15 protein-coding genes are annotated in these 15,614 nt (G+C 66.5%); 8 read left to right on the top strand and 7 right to left on the bottom strand.

Features of this window, described 5'->3' with window-relative positions:
- The first annotated feature begins 181 nt into the window (after positions 1–181).
- Together ACSYAO_RS19225 and ACSYAO_RS19220 are read left to right on the top strand one after the other, a co-directional pair.
- Positions 182–382 (top strand): hypothetical protein, encoded by a 201-nt coding sequence (locus tag ACSYAO_RS19225; RefSeq protein WP_049462007.1) that lies wholly within the window; start codon positions 182–184, stop codon positions 380–382.
- A gap of 124 nt (positions 383–506) precedes the next feature.
- Positions 507–857 (top strand): VOC family protein, encoded by a 351-nt coding sequence (locus tag ACSYAO_RS19220; protein WP_032128579.1) that lies wholly within the window; start codon positions 507–509, stop codon positions 855–857.
- A gap of 15 nt (positions 858–872) precedes the next feature.
- On the opposite strand, the gene ACSYAO_RS19215 is transcribed toward ACSYAO_RS19220, so the two are convergent.
- Entirely contained in the window at positions 873–1,493 is a 621-nt protein-coding gene (locus ACSYAO_RS19215; RefSeq protein WP_049461995.1) for a TetR/AcrR family transcriptional regulator, read from the bottom strand.
- Positions 1,494–1,619: 126 nt separating this feature from the next.
- On the opposite strand from ACSYAO_RS19215, the gene ACSYAO_RS19210 reads away from it, so the two are divergent.
- Complete coding sequence (locus ACSYAO_RS19210) at positions 1,620–3,092, top strand: MFS transporter (protein WP_049461996.1); 1,473 nt, start codon at positions 1,620–1,622, stop codon at positions 3,090–3,092.
- 10 nt (positions 3,093–3,102) lie between these two features.
- On the opposite strand, the gene ACSYAO_RS19205 is transcribed toward ACSYAO_RS19210, so the two are convergent.
- The 3 genes from ACSYAO_RS19205 to ACSYAO_RS19195 form a co-directional block, all read right to left on the bottom strand.
- A complete protein-coding gene (locus ACSYAO_RS19205) occupies positions 3,103–3,408 on the bottom strand; it encodes a KGG domain-containing protein (RefSeq protein WP_032128582.1) in 306 nt (101 codons plus the stop codon).
- Between the two features lie 135 nt (positions 3,409–3,543).
- Entirely contained in the window at positions 3,544–4,218 is a 675-nt protein-coding gene (locus ACSYAO_RS19200) for a CerR family C-terminal domain-containing protein (protein WP_049461997.1), read from the bottom strand.
- Entirely contained in the window at positions 4,211–5,467 is a 1,257-nt protein-coding gene (locus ACSYAO_RS19195) for a M24 family metallopeptidase (protein WP_049461998.1), read from the bottom strand. The genes ACSYAO_RS19200 and ACSYAO_RS19195 overlap by 8 nt, the downstream gene beginning before the upstream one ends.
- 207 nt (positions 5,468–5,674) lie before the next feature.
- Between ACSYAO_RS19195 and ACSYAO_RS19190 the strand changes: the two genes are divergently transcribed.
- Entirely contained in the window at positions 5,675–7,159 is a 1,485-nt protein-coding gene (locus tag ACSYAO_RS19190) for a DUF4434 domain-containing protein (RefSeq protein ID WP_049461999.1), read from the top strand.
- A gap of 5 nt (positions 7,160–7,164) precedes the next feature.
- Here the strand turns inward: ACSYAO_RS19190 and ACSYAO_RS19185 are convergent, their stop codons facing one another.
- Entirely contained in the window at positions 7,165–7,629 is a 465-nt protein-coding gene (locus ACSYAO_RS19185; protein WP_049423760.1) for a MarR family winged helix-turn-helix transcriptional regulator, read from the bottom strand.
- A gap of 50 nt (positions 7,630–7,679) precedes the next feature.
- Between ACSYAO_RS19185 and ACSYAO_RS19180 the strand changes: the two genes are divergently transcribed.
- The 3 genes from ACSYAO_RS19180 (at position 7,680) to ACSYAO_RS19170 (ending at position 12,325) form a co-directional block, all read left to right on the top strand.
- On the top strand, positions 7,680–8,591 hold the full coding sequence (locus ACSYAO_RS19180) for a S41 family peptidase (protein WP_049462000.1): 912 nt from the start codon (positions 7,680–7,682) through the stop codon (positions 8,589–8,591).
- A 98-nt stretch (positions 8,592–8,689) separates the two neighbouring features.
- The gene (locus tag ACSYAO_RS19175; RefSeq protein ID WP_049462001.1) at positions 8,690–9,583 is read left to right on the top strand and encodes an NAD-dependent epimerase/dehydratase family protein; all 894 of its coding nucleotides are present in this window, start codon (positions 8,690–8,692) and stop codon (positions 9,581–9,583) included.
- A gap of 210 nt (positions 9,584–9,793) precedes the next feature.
- Positions 9,794–12,325, top strand: a complete 2,532-nt coding sequence (locus tag ACSYAO_RS19170; RefSeq protein ID WP_032128587.1) for a methyl-accepting chemotaxis protein — start codon at positions 9,794–9,796, stop codon at positions 12,323–12,325.
- A 95-nt stretch (positions 12,326–12,420) separates the two neighbouring features.
- On the opposite strand, the gene ACSYAO_RS19165 is transcribed toward ACSYAO_RS19170, so the two are convergent.
- The gene (locus tag ACSYAO_RS19165; RefSeq protein WP_049423770.1) at positions 12,421–12,807 is read right to left on the bottom strand and encodes a DUF2628 domain-containing protein; all 387 of its coding nucleotides are present in this window, start codon (positions 12,805–12,807) and stop codon (positions 12,421–12,423) included.
- Positions 12,808–13,024: 217 nt separating this feature from the next.
- Here ACSYAO_RS19165 and ACSYAO_RS19160 point away from each other — a divergent pair, with 217 nt between their 5' ends.
- Entirely contained in the window at positions 13,025–13,195 is a 171-nt protein-coding gene (locus ACSYAO_RS19160) for a hypothetical protein (protein WP_165929944.1), read from the top strand.
- A 60-nt stretch (positions 13,196–13,255) separates the two neighbouring features.
- Here ACSYAO_RS19160 and ACSYAO_RS19155 read toward each other — a convergent pair whose 3' ends face one another.
- Complete coding sequence (locus ACSYAO_RS19155) at positions 13,256–15,301, bottom strand: TonB-dependent receptor domain-containing protein (RefSeq protein WP_149908691.1); 2,046 nt, start codon at positions 15,299–15,301, stop codon at positions 13,256–13,258.
- Positions 15,302–15,614: the final 313 nt, after the last annotated feature.

Here is a 15,614-nt window from a genome sequence, read left to right as displayed (position 1 = left end):
CTTCCTTGATTGACGGACAACAAGGCCGTTAACCCCGCAGCGCGCCGATCCCCCCCAGTGGTGTGAAGGAAATTTAATGAACAGGTTAATGTTCCGTGACACGGGCGTTCACTCCATCTCCCGGAGGCCTCGCTACCGTGGCCCGGCCTGGGCTCACCAGGCTTATCAAGGAGTGATGTCGATGCGTACTTTCAGGAAAATGATCGCGGGTGCGGTGTTCGCCTTGGCCTGCAGCGGTTCGGTTGCTGTGGCTGGGCCGATTCCGCCATGCGATCTTCCCTGTTGGAAGGCTTACCAGGCGTGTCTGTCCGGTGGCGGTGATGCGATGGAATGCCAGTACGAATACGATCGTTGCATCATGGATCGCTGCGGCGCTGTGTAAGCAGTGGCAATGCAGGATTGATGACGAGCCCCGTCCCTGACGGGGCTCTTCTGTTTCAGCGCCGCCCGCTTGCAGGCCATGCACGCAGCGGCGAGGATGGGGAATCGCATCGGAGCCGCCGCACATGGCCGTCAAACGTGTCGTCGCCAACATCGCCACGCCTGACCCTGCGCGTGCTGCAGCGTTCTATGGCGAGCTGCTGGGCATGCCGGTGGTGATGGACCACGGCTGGATCGTCACCCATGGCGGCGAGGGCAGCGCGCTGGCGCAGGTCAGCTTTGCCACTGAAGGGGGATCCGGCACGGCGGTGCCGGATCTGTCGATAGAAGTCGACAATCTGCAACAGGTACTGGAGCGCATGCGCGCGGCCGGCATCCCGCTGGAATATGGCCCGGCCGATGAGCCCTGGGGCGTGCGCCGCTTCTTCGTCCGTGACCCGTTCGGGCGGTTGTTGAACATCCTTGCCCACACCTGAGCGGCAGAAAGTCTGTCAGCGCCGTTTGGCACTGGTCGGTGGCACGCCGACCATGCGCAGGCAATCATCCACCACGGCGGCGATGAAGGCATCGGCATTCTGTGCGGGTGTGGCGATCAGGTCGTCGGTGGCGCCGTGCACGCCGGCATAGATCAACGAGGCGGTGACTTTGGGCGCTGGAAGCTGCCACAGAGCTGCGGCATTGCCTGCTTCGAGGATGCCCAGCAGTTGCTGCTGGATCGCATTGCGTTCGGCATTGCCACGCTGGTGGTGATGATGGTTGGCGTACACCACGTCGTGCAGTGCATGGGTGCGCACATAAAGTTCGATGTTGGCGCGGATCCAGGCGCGCAGGCGTGCTACGCCATCGCTGGCCGGGTAGCGCTGCACGGCGTGGTCGACGCCTTCCATGAAACGCTGGGTATAGCGCTGCGCCAGCGCCTGCAGAATCTCGGTGCGCGAGGCGAAGTAGGTATAGAAGGTGCCCTTGGCAACGTCCGCTGCGGCGACGATGTCGCTGATGGTTGTGGCATCCACTCCCTTTGACAGGAACAGCGCCTGCGCGGCGTCCATCAGTTCTTCCTGGCGGGTTTCCGCAGGTTTGGTGCGAGGCCTGGCGACAGCTGGGGTCTGCATGTGGGAGGGATCCGGGTGCGACGGGAGCCATTCTAGCTGGCCTGTGGCACCGACTGACCGTCAGTCATTGACCGACGGTCAGTCAGTGGCTACGATGCGTACACATCCTTCCCCCGGGAACCGTACATGCGACGTTTCCAGCGGCCGGCCCTGGTGCTGGCGGCCTACCTCGGCACATTCCTCGCCTCGCTGGACATCAGCATCGTCAACGTCGCCCTGCCGACCCTGCAGCAGGCGTTGAATACCGACATGGCCGGCCTGCAGTGGGTGATCAATGCGTATGCAATCGCGCTGTCGGCGTTGATGCTGTCGGCGGGGCCGCTTGGGGACCGTTACGGTCATCGGCGGATGTGGCTGCTCAGCGTCGCCACCTTCACGCTGGGGTCGCTGCTGTGCGCCTGTGCCGGCAATCTTGCGACCCTGGTAGCCGGGCGTGCAGTGCAGGGCATCGCCGGCGCCTTGTTGATTCCCGCCGCAATGCCGATCCTCAGCCACGCGTTTCCCGATGCGCGCCAACGTGCGCGTGCGATCGGTGGCTGGTCGGCGTTCAGTGCGCTGGCCCTGGTGCTTGGCCCGCTGCTGGGCGGCGTGCTGGTACAGCGCGTCGGATGGCCCAGCATCTTCCTGATCAACCTGCCGTTGGGCCTGCTCGCACTGGCGCTGGGCGCCTGGGGAATTCCGGAGCGGCGGCATCCGCAGCACGCTGCGCTGGACCCTGCCGGGCAGCTGCTCAGCATCGTCGCGCTGGGTGCGCTGAGCTATGGCCTGATCGCGATCGGCGCGCATGGCCTGCTTGCCCCGGTGACGCTGCTGGCGCTGGGCGTGGCAGCTGCCGGGTTGATCCTGTTCGGCATCGTCGAACGCCGGGTGGCACGCCCATTGCTGCCGCTGGACCTGTTTGCCGACCGCCGCTTCGGCATGTTCAACCTGGCCTCGTTCGTCCTGGGCTTCACTGCCTATGCCAGCCTGTTCTTCCTGTCGCTGTTCTTCCAGCAGGCGCAGGGGCACAACGCTGCGCTGGCAGGCTCCCAGTTGGCCCCGCAGTTCCTGTTGATGGGTGCCGTCTCGCTGTTGTTCGGGCGTCTGGTCGCCCACCTCGGGCTGCACGCCGCGCTGGTGCTGGGCTACGCCCTGGCTGGGGTGGCGCTGTGCGCGATGGCCACGTTCGAACCGGCTACTTCGCACGCTTGTTCCAGTGCTGTGCTGGTGCTGCTTGGCATTGGAATGGGGCTGGCAGTGCCGGCGACCGGCATGGCGGTCATGGCCAGCGCGCCGGTCGAGCGCGCGGGTATCGCCTCAGCCACGATGAACGCGTTACGTCAGGCAGGCATGAGCCTGGGCATCGCGCTGCTGGGCAGCCTGATGGGCCAGCGCGCCGTGCAGCAGTTCGCCGCGTCCGCGCAGGCGGCCGGGCAGCGGGAGCTGGCGGCACAGGCGCGCGAACTGATCCTGCAACCGGGCTCGATGCACGCCACGCCGCAGATGCTGACGTGGTATCGCAGTGCGATGGCCAGTGGTTTCGGATGGGCGATGGCTGTGGCCGGTGCGCTGGCCCTGCTTGCGGCGCTCGGGCTGTATCGGCAGCGCGCTCCGGCCTGACGCGCTGCATTCAGCCCTGCTGGCGTTGCGGACCCGCTGCCGTGCGTTCGATCTCCTGAGGCTGTTGTTGCTGCTGGCGCGCATTGGCGTGGCGAGCGTGTCCACCTTCACGACCGATCTCGGCCATGTGCTGGCGGTTGCGGCTGATCGCCTCGCCGCCCTTGCGGCCTGCGACACGTGCCTCGGCCGGACTGAATTCATGCGCGTTGCCGGAGGCATGTGCGGCGCGCCCGCCCTTGGCCGCGATCGCGCGCTGCTTTTCCTGGTCCATTGATGCGAAACCCCGGTTGGAGCTGCGCGGGTTCTGCTCAGTCATGTGAAATCTCCTGCGGTATGGGGGTCGCCTTCGTAGACGACGGCATCCATGCTTGGCCATCGCACGCTAAGTCCAGGTCGCCATCTTGGCCCTGGTTTTCACGCGCCCTGCGCACGGGGCTGATCAGGCAGCCATTCAGGCGGGCGCTGCCTTCGCTGCCGCCAGTGCCATGCCACTGACCACCGACCCGATCGTCTCTACGTCTGCCAAGGGAGCTCCCTGGTTCAGTCGCGCCTGCAGAGCTCCGTGGGAGACGGCGAAGACGATCGCTTGGCCGAGCAGTGCGTGGGTACGCAGCACCGTCTCGGCGCTGGATGGTTCGCTGCCGCGCAGGCACGCTACGCACGCGGCCAACGTGGTGTGCAGGGGTTCGAACAGCGTACGGTGGGCACTGGCGAACGCCGCCGTCGGTTGGATCTGTTCGCGCGCCAACAGCAGCGTGCGTGGACCCGCATCCGGCGCCGACAGCAAGGCATGGACGAATGCCCGCATCAACTGCTGCAGCTGCTGCGCGGCCTGCCGCGCGCCGCTGGGTGGCGTTGCCGGCAGCGGCAATCGCTCGGCAATGGCTTGAGCGCAGCGCTGCAGTACGGCGGCATACAGTTCCTGCTTGCCACCGAAGTGATAGGGAATGGCTGACTGGCTGCAGCCGGCCATGTCCACCAGCTGGCGGGTACGCACACCCTCCACGCCGAACGCGCTGAACAGCTGCAGCCCCGCGTGCAGCAGTCGGGCTCGGGTCTGCCCGCTGCGCGTCTCGGCCGCGCGCCGCCGTGCCGGTGTCTGCAGATGGGCGATGAACTCAGGCATCGGCCTGCATCAGCCATGTCGAGTTTTCATTGAGCGCGGTACCCGCTTCCGCGCCGACGATGACCGTACCGCCGATGTTGGCCATGTGCCGGCCGAATGCACAGTTCGGTTCGAAGGCGAAGCACATGCCGGCCTGCAGGGGCAGTTCGCGCCCGACAGTCGGCAGCGGCGCGATGTGCGCATAGCGCGCGGCCTCCGGCAGCGCTTCGATGCCCGGTGCACGGCCGAAGCCAATCGGTCCATAGGGGTTGAGGCTGTGGACCAACGGATGCACGTGCCAGCCGCCCGCCTCCAGCAGGGGCGCTTCCATCGCGTCGACGACATCGCCGAAGGTATTGCCCACGCGCAGTGCGGACAGGCCTGCTTCGTAGCTGCTGCGGGCGACGGCAGCGGCGCGATGGATGTCGTCGTGCACCTCGCCAATGGCAACCGCGGCCTGATGCTGGGTTTCCATCAGCCCGTACAGTGCGAAGATCTCCGACAGCACCAGGTCACCATCGCGCAGAATGCGCGGCGGCTGCGCACGATACTGCCAGGCGGGTGGTCCCCAGCCCACATACTCGGGACCCGAGCCGAGCAACACCTCGGCGGTATAGCCCCCCAGCGAGAAACAGGCGGCGGTCACTGCGGCAACCAGTTCGGCTTCCGAAACACCGGGGCGAGCAGTGGCACGCAGCGCCTCGCTCATGGATTCACCGATCCAGGCGGCATGCGCAATCAGCGCCAGTTCCTCCTGGCTCTTTACCGAGGCGCGCTGGAAGAACGCACGATATACCGGTACGAATTCCGCGTTCGGCACCGCCGCCTGCATGCCCTGCAGGGTGCGCGCGGGCATCGCGCCGTCGAAGTAGAACGGTGGATAGGGCTCCAGCCCCAGCACGCCGATACGTGCCGTGTGCAGGCCACATTGCTGCAGCCAGCGGCCAACCTCCAGACCGGATTTTCCAACCCACAGCTGTTCGGGTGCGATCCACTGCAGGTCGCCGCGCAGGCAGGCCTGCAGGTGGTCGGCAATCATCAGCGAGGCAAAGGTGAACACCCGTGGCGGCTGGTCGCCGACGAACACCACGATCGAGCCGGGCCGGTCATTGGTGAAGTAGCAGTCCGGCGAGAACCCGGCCGGTGCGGCGGCTTCCCGGTCGCCATGCACAACCAGGGCATCGAGGCGTTCACTGGCCATGAGGTCGCGGGCCAGGGCCCAGCGGCGGTCGCGTTCCATCAGGCTGAGCGGTGCGGGCGGCGTGCGCATGAGGAGTATTCCAGGGGAAGGAGCGCGCAGGCTCGATCACGCAGTTGAATGAATCAACCGCTTGAATCGGCATTGCACGTGCGCTGCTGCGGGGGCAGCTGAAGTCGGCGATTGCGCAGCGTTGTCGATGATCGTGATGGGGCCACCGTTGCTGTTGATAGGATGCGCAACAACGCCACTCGCCTGGCCACGACAGGGACGTAGAACATGAACAGGATTGGACTGATCGCAGTGCTGGCCTGTACCGCTCCCGTCCACGCAGCCAGCCCTCTGTTGTCCGGCAGCTTCGTCCACGTTGGCTACTCGGGCAGCGACGAACAACTGCCGGCCGCGCAGTTGCCGCTGTTCCTGGATGAACTGCAGGACCTGGGCAACGACACGATCATCCTCGGTCAGGTGCGTGCCATCCGTGCCGGCGTGGGCTGCGCCAGCGGCGTGCAGGATTTCGAATGGATTGCCGGCTTTCCCGGCAAGCTCGGCACCGTGCTCGATGCGGCGGCCGCGCGCGGCATGAAGGTCGTGGTCGGCACCACCTACAGCTCGGGGCAGTGCGCCACCTTCTGGCAGGGGCAGAACGCAACGGCCGTGGCACAGGATGCGGCGCAGTCGCTGGCCCAGCTGGGCCAACAGTACGGATCGCATCCGGCGTTCGCGGGCTGGTACATCACCGACGAGCCAGCACAGGTGCCGGCTGATCGCGCGCCGTTCTACCGTGCGATCGTGACGGCGCTCAAAGGCAGTACACCCGCGCGGCCGGTGATGGTGGCCCCCTACCTGGCGTCATCCAGCGTGGGTCCGGCCAGTGTGGGCCGGGCTGCTGCACAGTTCCGTACGGCCACCGGCGTGGATGTGCAGATCTGGCAGGACGGCATCGGCGCCGCCTCGCATGCACGCCTGTTCCAGTGGGATCGCCCAGGTCATTCCACCGAGGCGTATTACGAGGCGCTGTCGGCGGCGCTGGGGGCCAGCGGCCTGTGGGCCGACATCGAACTGTTCAACCATGGCAGTCCCTTGTTCCTGGGAACCGGCAACGGATTGTCCGGTGCCTATCGCTCCGCGTCAGTGCAGCGCATCAACCAGCAGTTGTGGAGCGCGCGTTCGGCCGGCAAGCGCGTTGCCTGGCTCAACCAGTACCACATGTCCGAGGTGGTCGGCCCCGGCCAGGGCTATGCCGAATCTCCGCGGTTGATGAACACCTATCGCGGGCTGTATGGGCTCGGTGCGTCCTACAGTGTCGATCCGGTGCAGACCACCTACAGCTACAGCGTGGCGCCGGATGCAAACTATCCCGACAGCACCGGGCATGAACTGTTCGATCGCCGGGTGGGGGATCCGCGCAACCCGATGGATGCCGGCTGGGTAGGCGTGCATGGCAACGCCAGCATCACCATCGACCTGGGCCAGCGCCGGCGGGTGGACTGGATCGGCCTGCATACGATGACCCGCCCGGCGTGGGGCATCGTCACGCCGACAGCTGTGGAGGTGATGTGTGCCGAGCCGGGCGCCGCTGCGGTGAAGATCGGTGTGCTGTCGGCGCCATTCCCCCAGGCCGGACTGAGCGGTTCGACCGAAGAGGAATACGTGCTGGGCAACGCCGCGCCGCTGGCCGCGCAGTGCCGTACGCTGGAGCTGCGGTTGGCCAATGGCAGCTGGACGTTCCTCAGTGAAATCGAGATGGCGGCCGAGCAGTAAGCGCCTCAGCGTTGGGGCGTGCCACGCAGTCGCTGCGCGAACGGCCGCTGTTCAAGCGCCTGCAGTGCCTCGCGCAGCACCTGCTCCAATGACTGTCCAAGATCGGCATCGAGGCTGCGCGCCGCGCGTGCCGTGGCCTGCCACTGCGCCTGCAGCGCCGGCAACGCCTGCAACGCGCGCGGGCTCAGCTGCAGGATGCGCTCGCGGCTGTCTTCACCGACCGCAGCGTGCAGCCAGCCGTCGCGCACCATTGCTGAAACCGTCTGGCTGAGCGCCGAATGGCTGAGCCCGCAGGCCAGTGCGAGATCCTTGATGCGGCAGGGTCCCTGCGCCATCAGCGTGCGCAGCACCGGGGTGTAGCGCGGCCGGTAGTCCAGCTTCAGGTCGCGGTAGGCCTGCTCGACCGCCGGGTCCAGCTGGTCGAGCAGGGCCCGCAGCAGTGTTCCCAGGGTGGCATGTTGGAGATCCATGGTGGCGATGATATATAAGAGCTTACATATCATCAACGTGGGGTGCGGTCATGGCAGTTTCGTGGATGCTGGGCGCGCTGCTGGCGGCGTCCTGCCCGGCCCAGGACGCGGTGCTGCAGGCGGCGGCCACGGCGATACAGGCGCAGTACCTGGACGTGGCCGAAGGCGCGCACATTGCTGAGGCCGTTCGCGGCTGGTCCACCCAGCAGCGCTATGTGGACAGCTGCGCGGACCCCAAGGCGTTCAGCGCACGCTTGAACCAGGATCTGGACGTGTTCGATGGCCACTTCCATGTCGAGCGGGTGGATGCCCGCGCCGGCCAGGACGACTGGCTGATGGCCTGGCGCGCGGATGCGCGCAGCAATGGTGCGGGCGTGCGCGAGGTGCGGGTGCTGGAAGGCAACATCGGTTACCTGCGCCTGAGCACCTTCTATCCGCTCGATCTGGCCCGGCCGAAGCTGGCTGCTGCCTTCACCCTGCTGGCCGACACCGATGGCCTGGTGCTGGACCTGCGCCAGAACGGTGGTGGCGATGACGGCAGTGCGGACCTGCTGGTGCGGACCCTGCTGGCGGCGGAGATCACCCAGGTGCAGTCACTGCAACGCCGTGGCCAGCGCAGTCCGGTACCGTTGCCACCGGCGAGCCTGGGGCTGTACCTGAAGCCGCTGGTGGTTCTGATCGACCGCCGCACCGGGTCGGCCGCCGAATTCGTCGCGTACTCGCTGCAGGCGCAGGGGCGGGCACGTGTCGTTGGTAGTCGAAGTGGCGGTGCGGCACATATGTTCGATGATCCTGTGCTGCTGCCGGATGGCTATCAGATCAGCATTCCCGACCGGCAGCCGATCAACCTCCGTACCGGAACCAACTGGGAACGCACCGGCGTCACGCCTGATGCAGCAGGCGGTGACGATCCGCTGTTCGTCGCCCGCCAGCTGCTGGCCCGATCGGCATCGCCAGAATGAACGCACAATTGCAACCGCGCCCTATCGCAGACGACATGCAGCGTGCCTAGAATCGATGCATCCCGGTAGTTCCCGGGCGCTTCGAGTGAATGGACTCAATGAAGATTCTGTTGACCGGCAGTTCCGGGCGGATCGGGCGTGCGATCTTCGGCGCGCTGGCGGCGGCCCACGAAGTGGTGGGGCTGGATCGCAGCCCATTCGCCACCACCCGCATCATTGCCGATGTCACCGATCGTCAGGCCGTGAAGCGGGCAGTGCAGGGCGTCGACGCGGTGATCCATACCGCCGCCCTGCACGCACCCCATGTCGGCCTGGTGCCGGATGCGGTATTCCAGCAGATCAATGTGGAGGCGACCGCACACCTGTTGCAGGCTGCCCGCGAGGCCGGTGCACGCCGCTTCGTGCTGACCAGCACCACGGCGCTGTATGGCCATGCGGTGGTGGCGGGCGGTTGCCGCTGGATCGATGAAGATACCGAGCCGCTGCCACGCACCATCTACCATCGCAGCAAGCTGCAGGCCGAGGCGTTGGCTGAAGCCGCTGCGGCGCCGGGCTTCAGCGTGCGCGTGCTGCGCATGGCCCGCTGTTTCCCCGAGCCACCGGAGCGGATGGCGATGTTCCGCCTGCACCGCGGCATCGACGCGCGCGACGTGGCCAGCGCACATGCCGCGCTGCTGCACGATGAGGGCGCTGCCTTCGCACGCTACATTGCCTGCGCACCGACGCCGTTCCTGCGCGAGGATTGCCTGGAACTGGCGACCCAGCCGTGCAGGGTGCTGGCCCGCCGCGCCCCGCAGTTGCTGGCCGAGTTCGAGCGCCGTGGCTGGCCGCTGCCGCTGAGCATTGACCGCGTCTACGACAGTGCACTGATGCGCCGCACATTGGGCTGGCAGCCGCGCTTCGGCCCGGACGACGTGCTGCAGCAGTACGCGGTTGGCAGCATCGAGGTGCTGCCGCGGGCGGAATGGATCAAGGACCGCGTGGCCGAATAGGGCGGCAGCCGGGCGGGTTCCTGACCCGACCCTGAGCAGGTTCAGGAATGTGCAGATGGACCGCCTCAACCTCGTTCGCAGGCGGCCGCTAACCCGGTGCGCTTCCAGCGCCGGGCGTGTCCCGGCGGCCGGTGGCCTGCGCGACGGATCGCGCACCTGCGCGGTGCCCTCGCGGTGCCGGTCGTCCTGAACTGCCTTGCGGATCCTTCCATGCCTTCTCCCCGTTCCGCCGCTGCCCGCCGCCCGGGCAGCATCGCCCACAAGCTGATGCTGGGCACCGCTGCGATCGCGCTGCTGTGCTTCGGCCTGACTGCGTTCCTGATCTACCGCCAGGCCAGCGCCAGCCTGATCGACGCCTCGCGCCAGACCATGGCCAGCGAAGCCACCGCCGAAGCCCGCCAGGTCGCGGCCGATCTGGGCACCGCCTTTGCCAGCAACGACGCCATGGTCGAGGCCGTGCTCGCCCAGCGCGCGCGCGGCGATGTTCCGGACCGTGCCAGCCTGGCTGCCGTGCTGGGCGAGCAGCTGCGCACCCACCCCGAGTGGCTGGGCAAGAGCACCATGTGGGAGGCCGACGCCTTCGATGGCAAGGATGCCGAGTTCGTCAACACTGAAGCGCACGATGCCACCGGTCGTTACATGAGCTACTGGGCCTGGCACGATGGCAAGCCGCAGCAGTCGACGATGACCGACTACACCGAGACGGCCAGTGGCTCCGGTGACTGGTACATGGTGCCCAGCCGCGACAAGCTGGCGAAGGTAAGCGAGCCCTACGCCTACGACATCGGTGGCCAGCAGGTGCTGATGAGCACGCTGAGCACGCCGATCATCGAAAACGGCCGGTTCCTCGGTGTATTTACTGTGGACTTCTCGCTGGCGGCGCTGCAGAAGCACCTGGCCACGCTCAAGCCGATGGGCGCCGGGCGCGTCGAACTGCTCTCGCCGAATGGCGTGGTGCTGGCCTCGGCCAATGCCGCCGAAATCGGCAAGCCACGAGGCGACGCATTGACCCGCAGCATGCTGGCAGACATCGCCGCCGACCGCCGGTTCGAAGCCTTCACTCCGGATGCCGCCGGCAACGTGCGCGTATACGTGCCGCTGCGTGTGGGCGATGCGCCGCAGCGCTTTGCACTGGGTGTGGTGATGCCGCACGCGGTGATCGTGGCCGAGGCGCGCCAGCTGCTGTGGCTGACCCTGCTGGTTGGTGTGGTGGCCGCGCTGACGCTGAGTGCCGGTGTCTATGTGCTGCTGCGCCGGTTGGCGATCCGCCCACTGGCCGAAGCCGTGCGCGTGGCCGGCGATGTCGCCGCGGGCAAGCTGGACAGCACCCTGCCGGCACGCAGCAACGACGAAGTGGGCCGCCTGCTGGACGCGATGCAGGGCATGCGGGGGCAGCTGCAGTCGGTGATGGCGGCGCAGGCGGAAATGGCGCGTCGCCATGACGCCGGTGAAATCAGCTACCGCATGGACGCCTCGGCGTTCCCGGGTGAGTACGGCCGGATGGTGGCTGACAGCAACCAGCTGGTGGCCTCCAGCAACGCCGTCACCCAGCGCCTGGTCGACGTGATGCAGCGCTATGCGGTGGGTGACCTGAGCGTGGACATGGAAGCGCTGCCGGGCGAGAAGGCGGTGTTCACCGCTGCAATGGCCACTACCAAGAGCAACCTGGCGGCGATCAACGATCAGATCCAGCAGCTGGCCGCTGCCGCCGCCGCCGGCGATTTTGCGGTGCGCGGCGACACGCTGCGTTTCGACCACGACTTCCGCCGCATGGTGGAAACCCTCAACACCATGATGCAGGTCAGCGACCACAACCTGGCCGAGCTGTCGACGCTGCTGCGCGCGATTGCCGCAGGCGACCTCAGCGCGCGCATGCAGGGCGACTTCCACGGCGTGTTCGCGGTGATGCGCGACGATGCCAACAGCACCGTGCAGCAGCTGACCCAGATCGTTGGCCAGATCCAGCAGTCGGCGGCCAGCATCCGCCTGGCGGCGGGTGAGATTGCCGCCGGCAACAGTGACCTGTCGCGCCGCACCGAGCAGCAGGCGGCGAACCTGGAAGAGACCGCGGCCTCGATGGAAGAGCTGACCTCCACGGTGCGCCAGAATGCCGACCACGCGCTGCAGGCCAACACCCTGGCCGGCTCCGCAGCGGGCGTGGCCAGCGAAGGCGGGCAGGTGGTCAGCCAGGTGGTGCAGACCATGGAACAGATCGAGGCCTCCTCGCAGCGCATTGCCGAGATCATTTCGGTAATCGATGGCATCGCGTTCCAGACCAACATCCTGGCGTTGAACGCGGCGGTGGAAGCGGCGCGTGCCGGCGAACAGGGCCGCGGATTCGCCGTGGTCGCCAGCGAAGTGCGTGCGCTGGCCCAGCGCTCGGCAGGCGCGGCCAAGGAGATCAAGGAGCTGATCGACGCCTCGGTGGCGCAGGTCGGTGCCGGTGCGCAGCTGGTGCACGGCGCGGGCCGCACCATGCAGGAAATCGTCGGCCAGGTCGGCCGAGTGAACGAGATCATGGCCGAGATCTCGGCAGCCTCGCGCGAGCAGTCGGCGGGCATCGAGCAGGTCAACCAGACCGTGGTGCAGATGGACGAGACCACCCAGCAGAACGCCGCGCTGGTGGAAGAGGCCAGTGCCGCTGCGCGCGCAATGGAAGAACAGGCCGAGCAGCTGGCGGTGGCGGTCTCGCGCTTCCGCCTGCAGGCCGAGCCGGTGGCTACGGTCCGCCGCGCGGCCTGATCCTGTTGCGCGCACATGAAGACGCCCGGCCAAGGCCGGGCGTCTTCATTTCTGCTTGATGCTATGCCAGGCCGGAGTGCGGCGGCAGCATCGCGTCAGAACATGCCTTCGAAGGGATTCCAGCTGGCTTTGCCCTTCACCTGCTCCAGGTAGTAGCTGTAGTTGGTGCTGGCGGCAACCAGGAAGTTCATGGCGATGAACAGCGGGCGCGCGATGATGTCCGGCAGGAACAGGGACACGATGCCCAGCACGAGGCCGATGCCGATCACCACCAGCGCCTTGCGCCACATGCCCAGAATGAACAGGTAGATGAAGCCGAAGAAGAAGGCGAAGAAGTTGATGTTGATCTTGAGGCGGTCGCCGAAGGACAGCGCCTTCCAGGCTTCCTTGAAGCGCGGCTCCTTCGGAGCGCCGTGCTGCTGGAAGAAATTGAAGCGGAACTGCCACTTCGGGCTGAAGCGGGAGAGGTCGACGGTGTTCATTGACGATTACGTCCTTGTAGGAAAACGGTTACATGATACGGGGCCGACGGTTCAGGAAACTACCCTCAACCGTCAAAAATGTGACGCGCCCGGCATGTGCAGGCCTGCGGCGGGGCGCCGCACCGTCACCCATCCGCCTTGTTTTTAGGATAGGGTGCGCAGTTCCGCTGCCGCCCCAGCTGAACCCGGGCGGCGGCGGGATGTCCATGGAGGTTGCATGACCACACCTGCTATACCGGAAAACGCACCGGGACCGGTGCTCCTGCCGACACCTGAAGTGGTGCAGGCACAACAACTGCTCGCACGCCAGCAACTGGCGGTAGCGATGGACCGTGCACGCACGGCCGCTACGCAGAACGCGGCCGCGGCCGCGCTGGAAAGCGAGTAATCCGCAACACCGCCGATCGCGCTGGCGTGCTGCCAGCGCGATCGCGGCGCGCGCCGCCGGTCAGAACCGCGCGGTCATGCTCATGAAGTAGCTGCGCCCGGCCACGAAGTAGTCGGTGGAGCCCTCCGCATACAGCTTCTTGTCGGCCAGGTTGCTGACGCCGCCGCGCAGGGTCAGTACCTCGTTGACGTTCCAGGCTGCGGTCAGGTCATACAGGGTGTAGGCCTTGAGGAAGGTCGTGGCGGTACCGGTCTGCTTGCCGGTGTACTGCGCCGACAGGCTGCTGGAAAACACCGTATTGGGCGTCCAGTCCAGCGACGAATAGCCGGAAAAATCCGGCGTATCGATCAGATTCCTGCCGGTGGTCAGGTTCTTGGCTTCCTTCATCCAGGTGGCCGAGGTGCGCCAGCGCCACTGCTCGCCGAAGCGGACATTGAAGTTGCCTTCCATGCCACTGGTGCGCGCGCGCTGCACGTTGCTCATGCGCGTCCACCAGATGCCGTTGAACTTGCCCAGGGGCGCGTACTCGATCTTGTTCTTGAAGTCGGTATGGAAGTAGGTCAGGCCGGCATCGAACAGGTCATTGTCGAAGCTGATGCCGATCTCTCGGTTGGTGCTGGTTTCCGGGTCCAGGTCCGGGTTGCCGGCCATGTAGCAGCCACCGCGGGTATAGCCCAGCGGGATCAGCGAGGTGCAGCCGCGGCCGCCGGACTGGGTGGCCGCGCTGGGCGAATTCTCGGTCAGGCTGGGCGCGCGGAAGCCCTTGGAGACGCCACCGCGGATCGTCCACTGTTCGGCCGGGTGCCAGACCAGGTACGCACGCGGGCTGACGTGGCTGCCGAACTTCTCATGGTGATCCAGGCGTGCGCCCACGGTCAGCGCCAGCGTGCGGTGCAGCTTCAGTTCGTCCTCGACAAACAATGCCCAGGTAACCACTTCCAGGTTGGAGCCGCTGACGGCATTGCCGGCATAGTCGATCGGCGCGCGGCCGATGGTATCGGTATTGGTCAGTTCCTGGCGCTTCCACTGGCCACCGACGGCGAACTGGTGTTCAACGCCCAGGGTGAACGGCGTGGTCAGGCTGCCTTCGATGATGGTATCGGTGGCCTCGGAGCGGCCGGTGGCACCGATGTCGTTCTTGTACTCGGTCCAGTACGCGCTGAGCTTCGAGTTGCCGAAGCTCCACTTGCCATCGTGGTTGAGTGCCAGCGAGCTGCGCTTGAGTTCGCTGGCACCCCAGGCGCCTTCGTCCTGCTTTTCCAGCGAGGCGTCGATGAAGGCCTGCTGCACGCCGTGGCCGGCTTCCAGCGACAGTTCCTGCGCATCGCTGAGCTTCCACTGCAGCAGCGCGTCGACATTGCGGTCCTTCTCGCCGGCGTAGGCATTGCCATAGACACCACCGTTGGAGCGGTCCGAGTCGCGGCGCATGCTGTTGGCACCGATGCGCAGGCCGAAGCGCTCGCCGAGCGGGCCGGAGAACGTCGCACCGATCTGCTGGGTATCACCGCGCTTGCCATCACCCGGGCGGGTATAGCTGTGGGTGGCGCTGCCGTTCCAGTCATCACCGATGCGCTTGGTGATGATGTTGATCACGCCGCCCATGGCGTCGGAGCCGTACAGTGACGACATTGGTCCGCGCACCACCTCGATCCGTTCGATCTGGTCGGGCGAGATCCAGTTCAGATCCTGGCGGCCGAGGTCGGGACGGTAGTTGGTCGAGGCCGAGCTGCCCATGCGCTTGCCGTCCACCAGCACCAGCGTGTAATTGGACGGCATGCCACGCAGCTTGATCTTGGACTGCTCGCCGACCGCGCTGAGGCCACCGGTCACGCCCGGCACGCGGCTGAGCAGGGTGGCCAGGTCGTGCACCGGCTGGCGCTCGATGTCCTCACGGCTGATCACGCTGATGCTGGCCGGTGCATCCTTGATCCATTGCTGGTTGCCCGAGGCGGTGACCACCACGGTATCCAGATCCTTGGTGGAGGCATCGGCGCTGGCCTCTGCGGCGGCCAGGCCGGGCAGGGCCAGCAGGCAGGCGGTGGCCAGAGCGCAGGCCAGGCGGGTGCGCGGCAGGCGCGCGGAAGGGGTACGGAACGACAGGGACATGACGGCTTCCATCGGAGGAGGGGGACCCGGTGGAAGCAGCAGGCGCACGCAGACAGCAGGCAGCCCCCTTCCATGGGTCGTTGGGCGCTGGGTGGGAACCGGCGCAGCTGGGTGGGTCTCGGCCGTGCGGAAGACGGTGACCTGCCTGGTTAATGAAATGATAACCGTTCGCGTTTGTTACGATCCAGTACCTGGGGCGACCAAGTGACATCCGTTCCCCTGCCCCGGCACTCGCCTGCTGTTTGCTGAATGGGGATAAATCCCGGCGTAGACCTTCGCACTCGGCTTACATCCGGCGCCCTAGACTGAGCCG

Source organism: Stenotrophomonas sp. STK16_22 (assembly GCF_051984505.1).
Lineage (GTDB): Bacteria > Pseudomonadota > Gammaproteobacteria > Xanthomonadales > Xanthomonadaceae > Stenotrophomonas > Stenotrophomonas maltophilia_A.
This window is presented reverse-complemented; position numbering and strand designations above follow the sequence as displayed.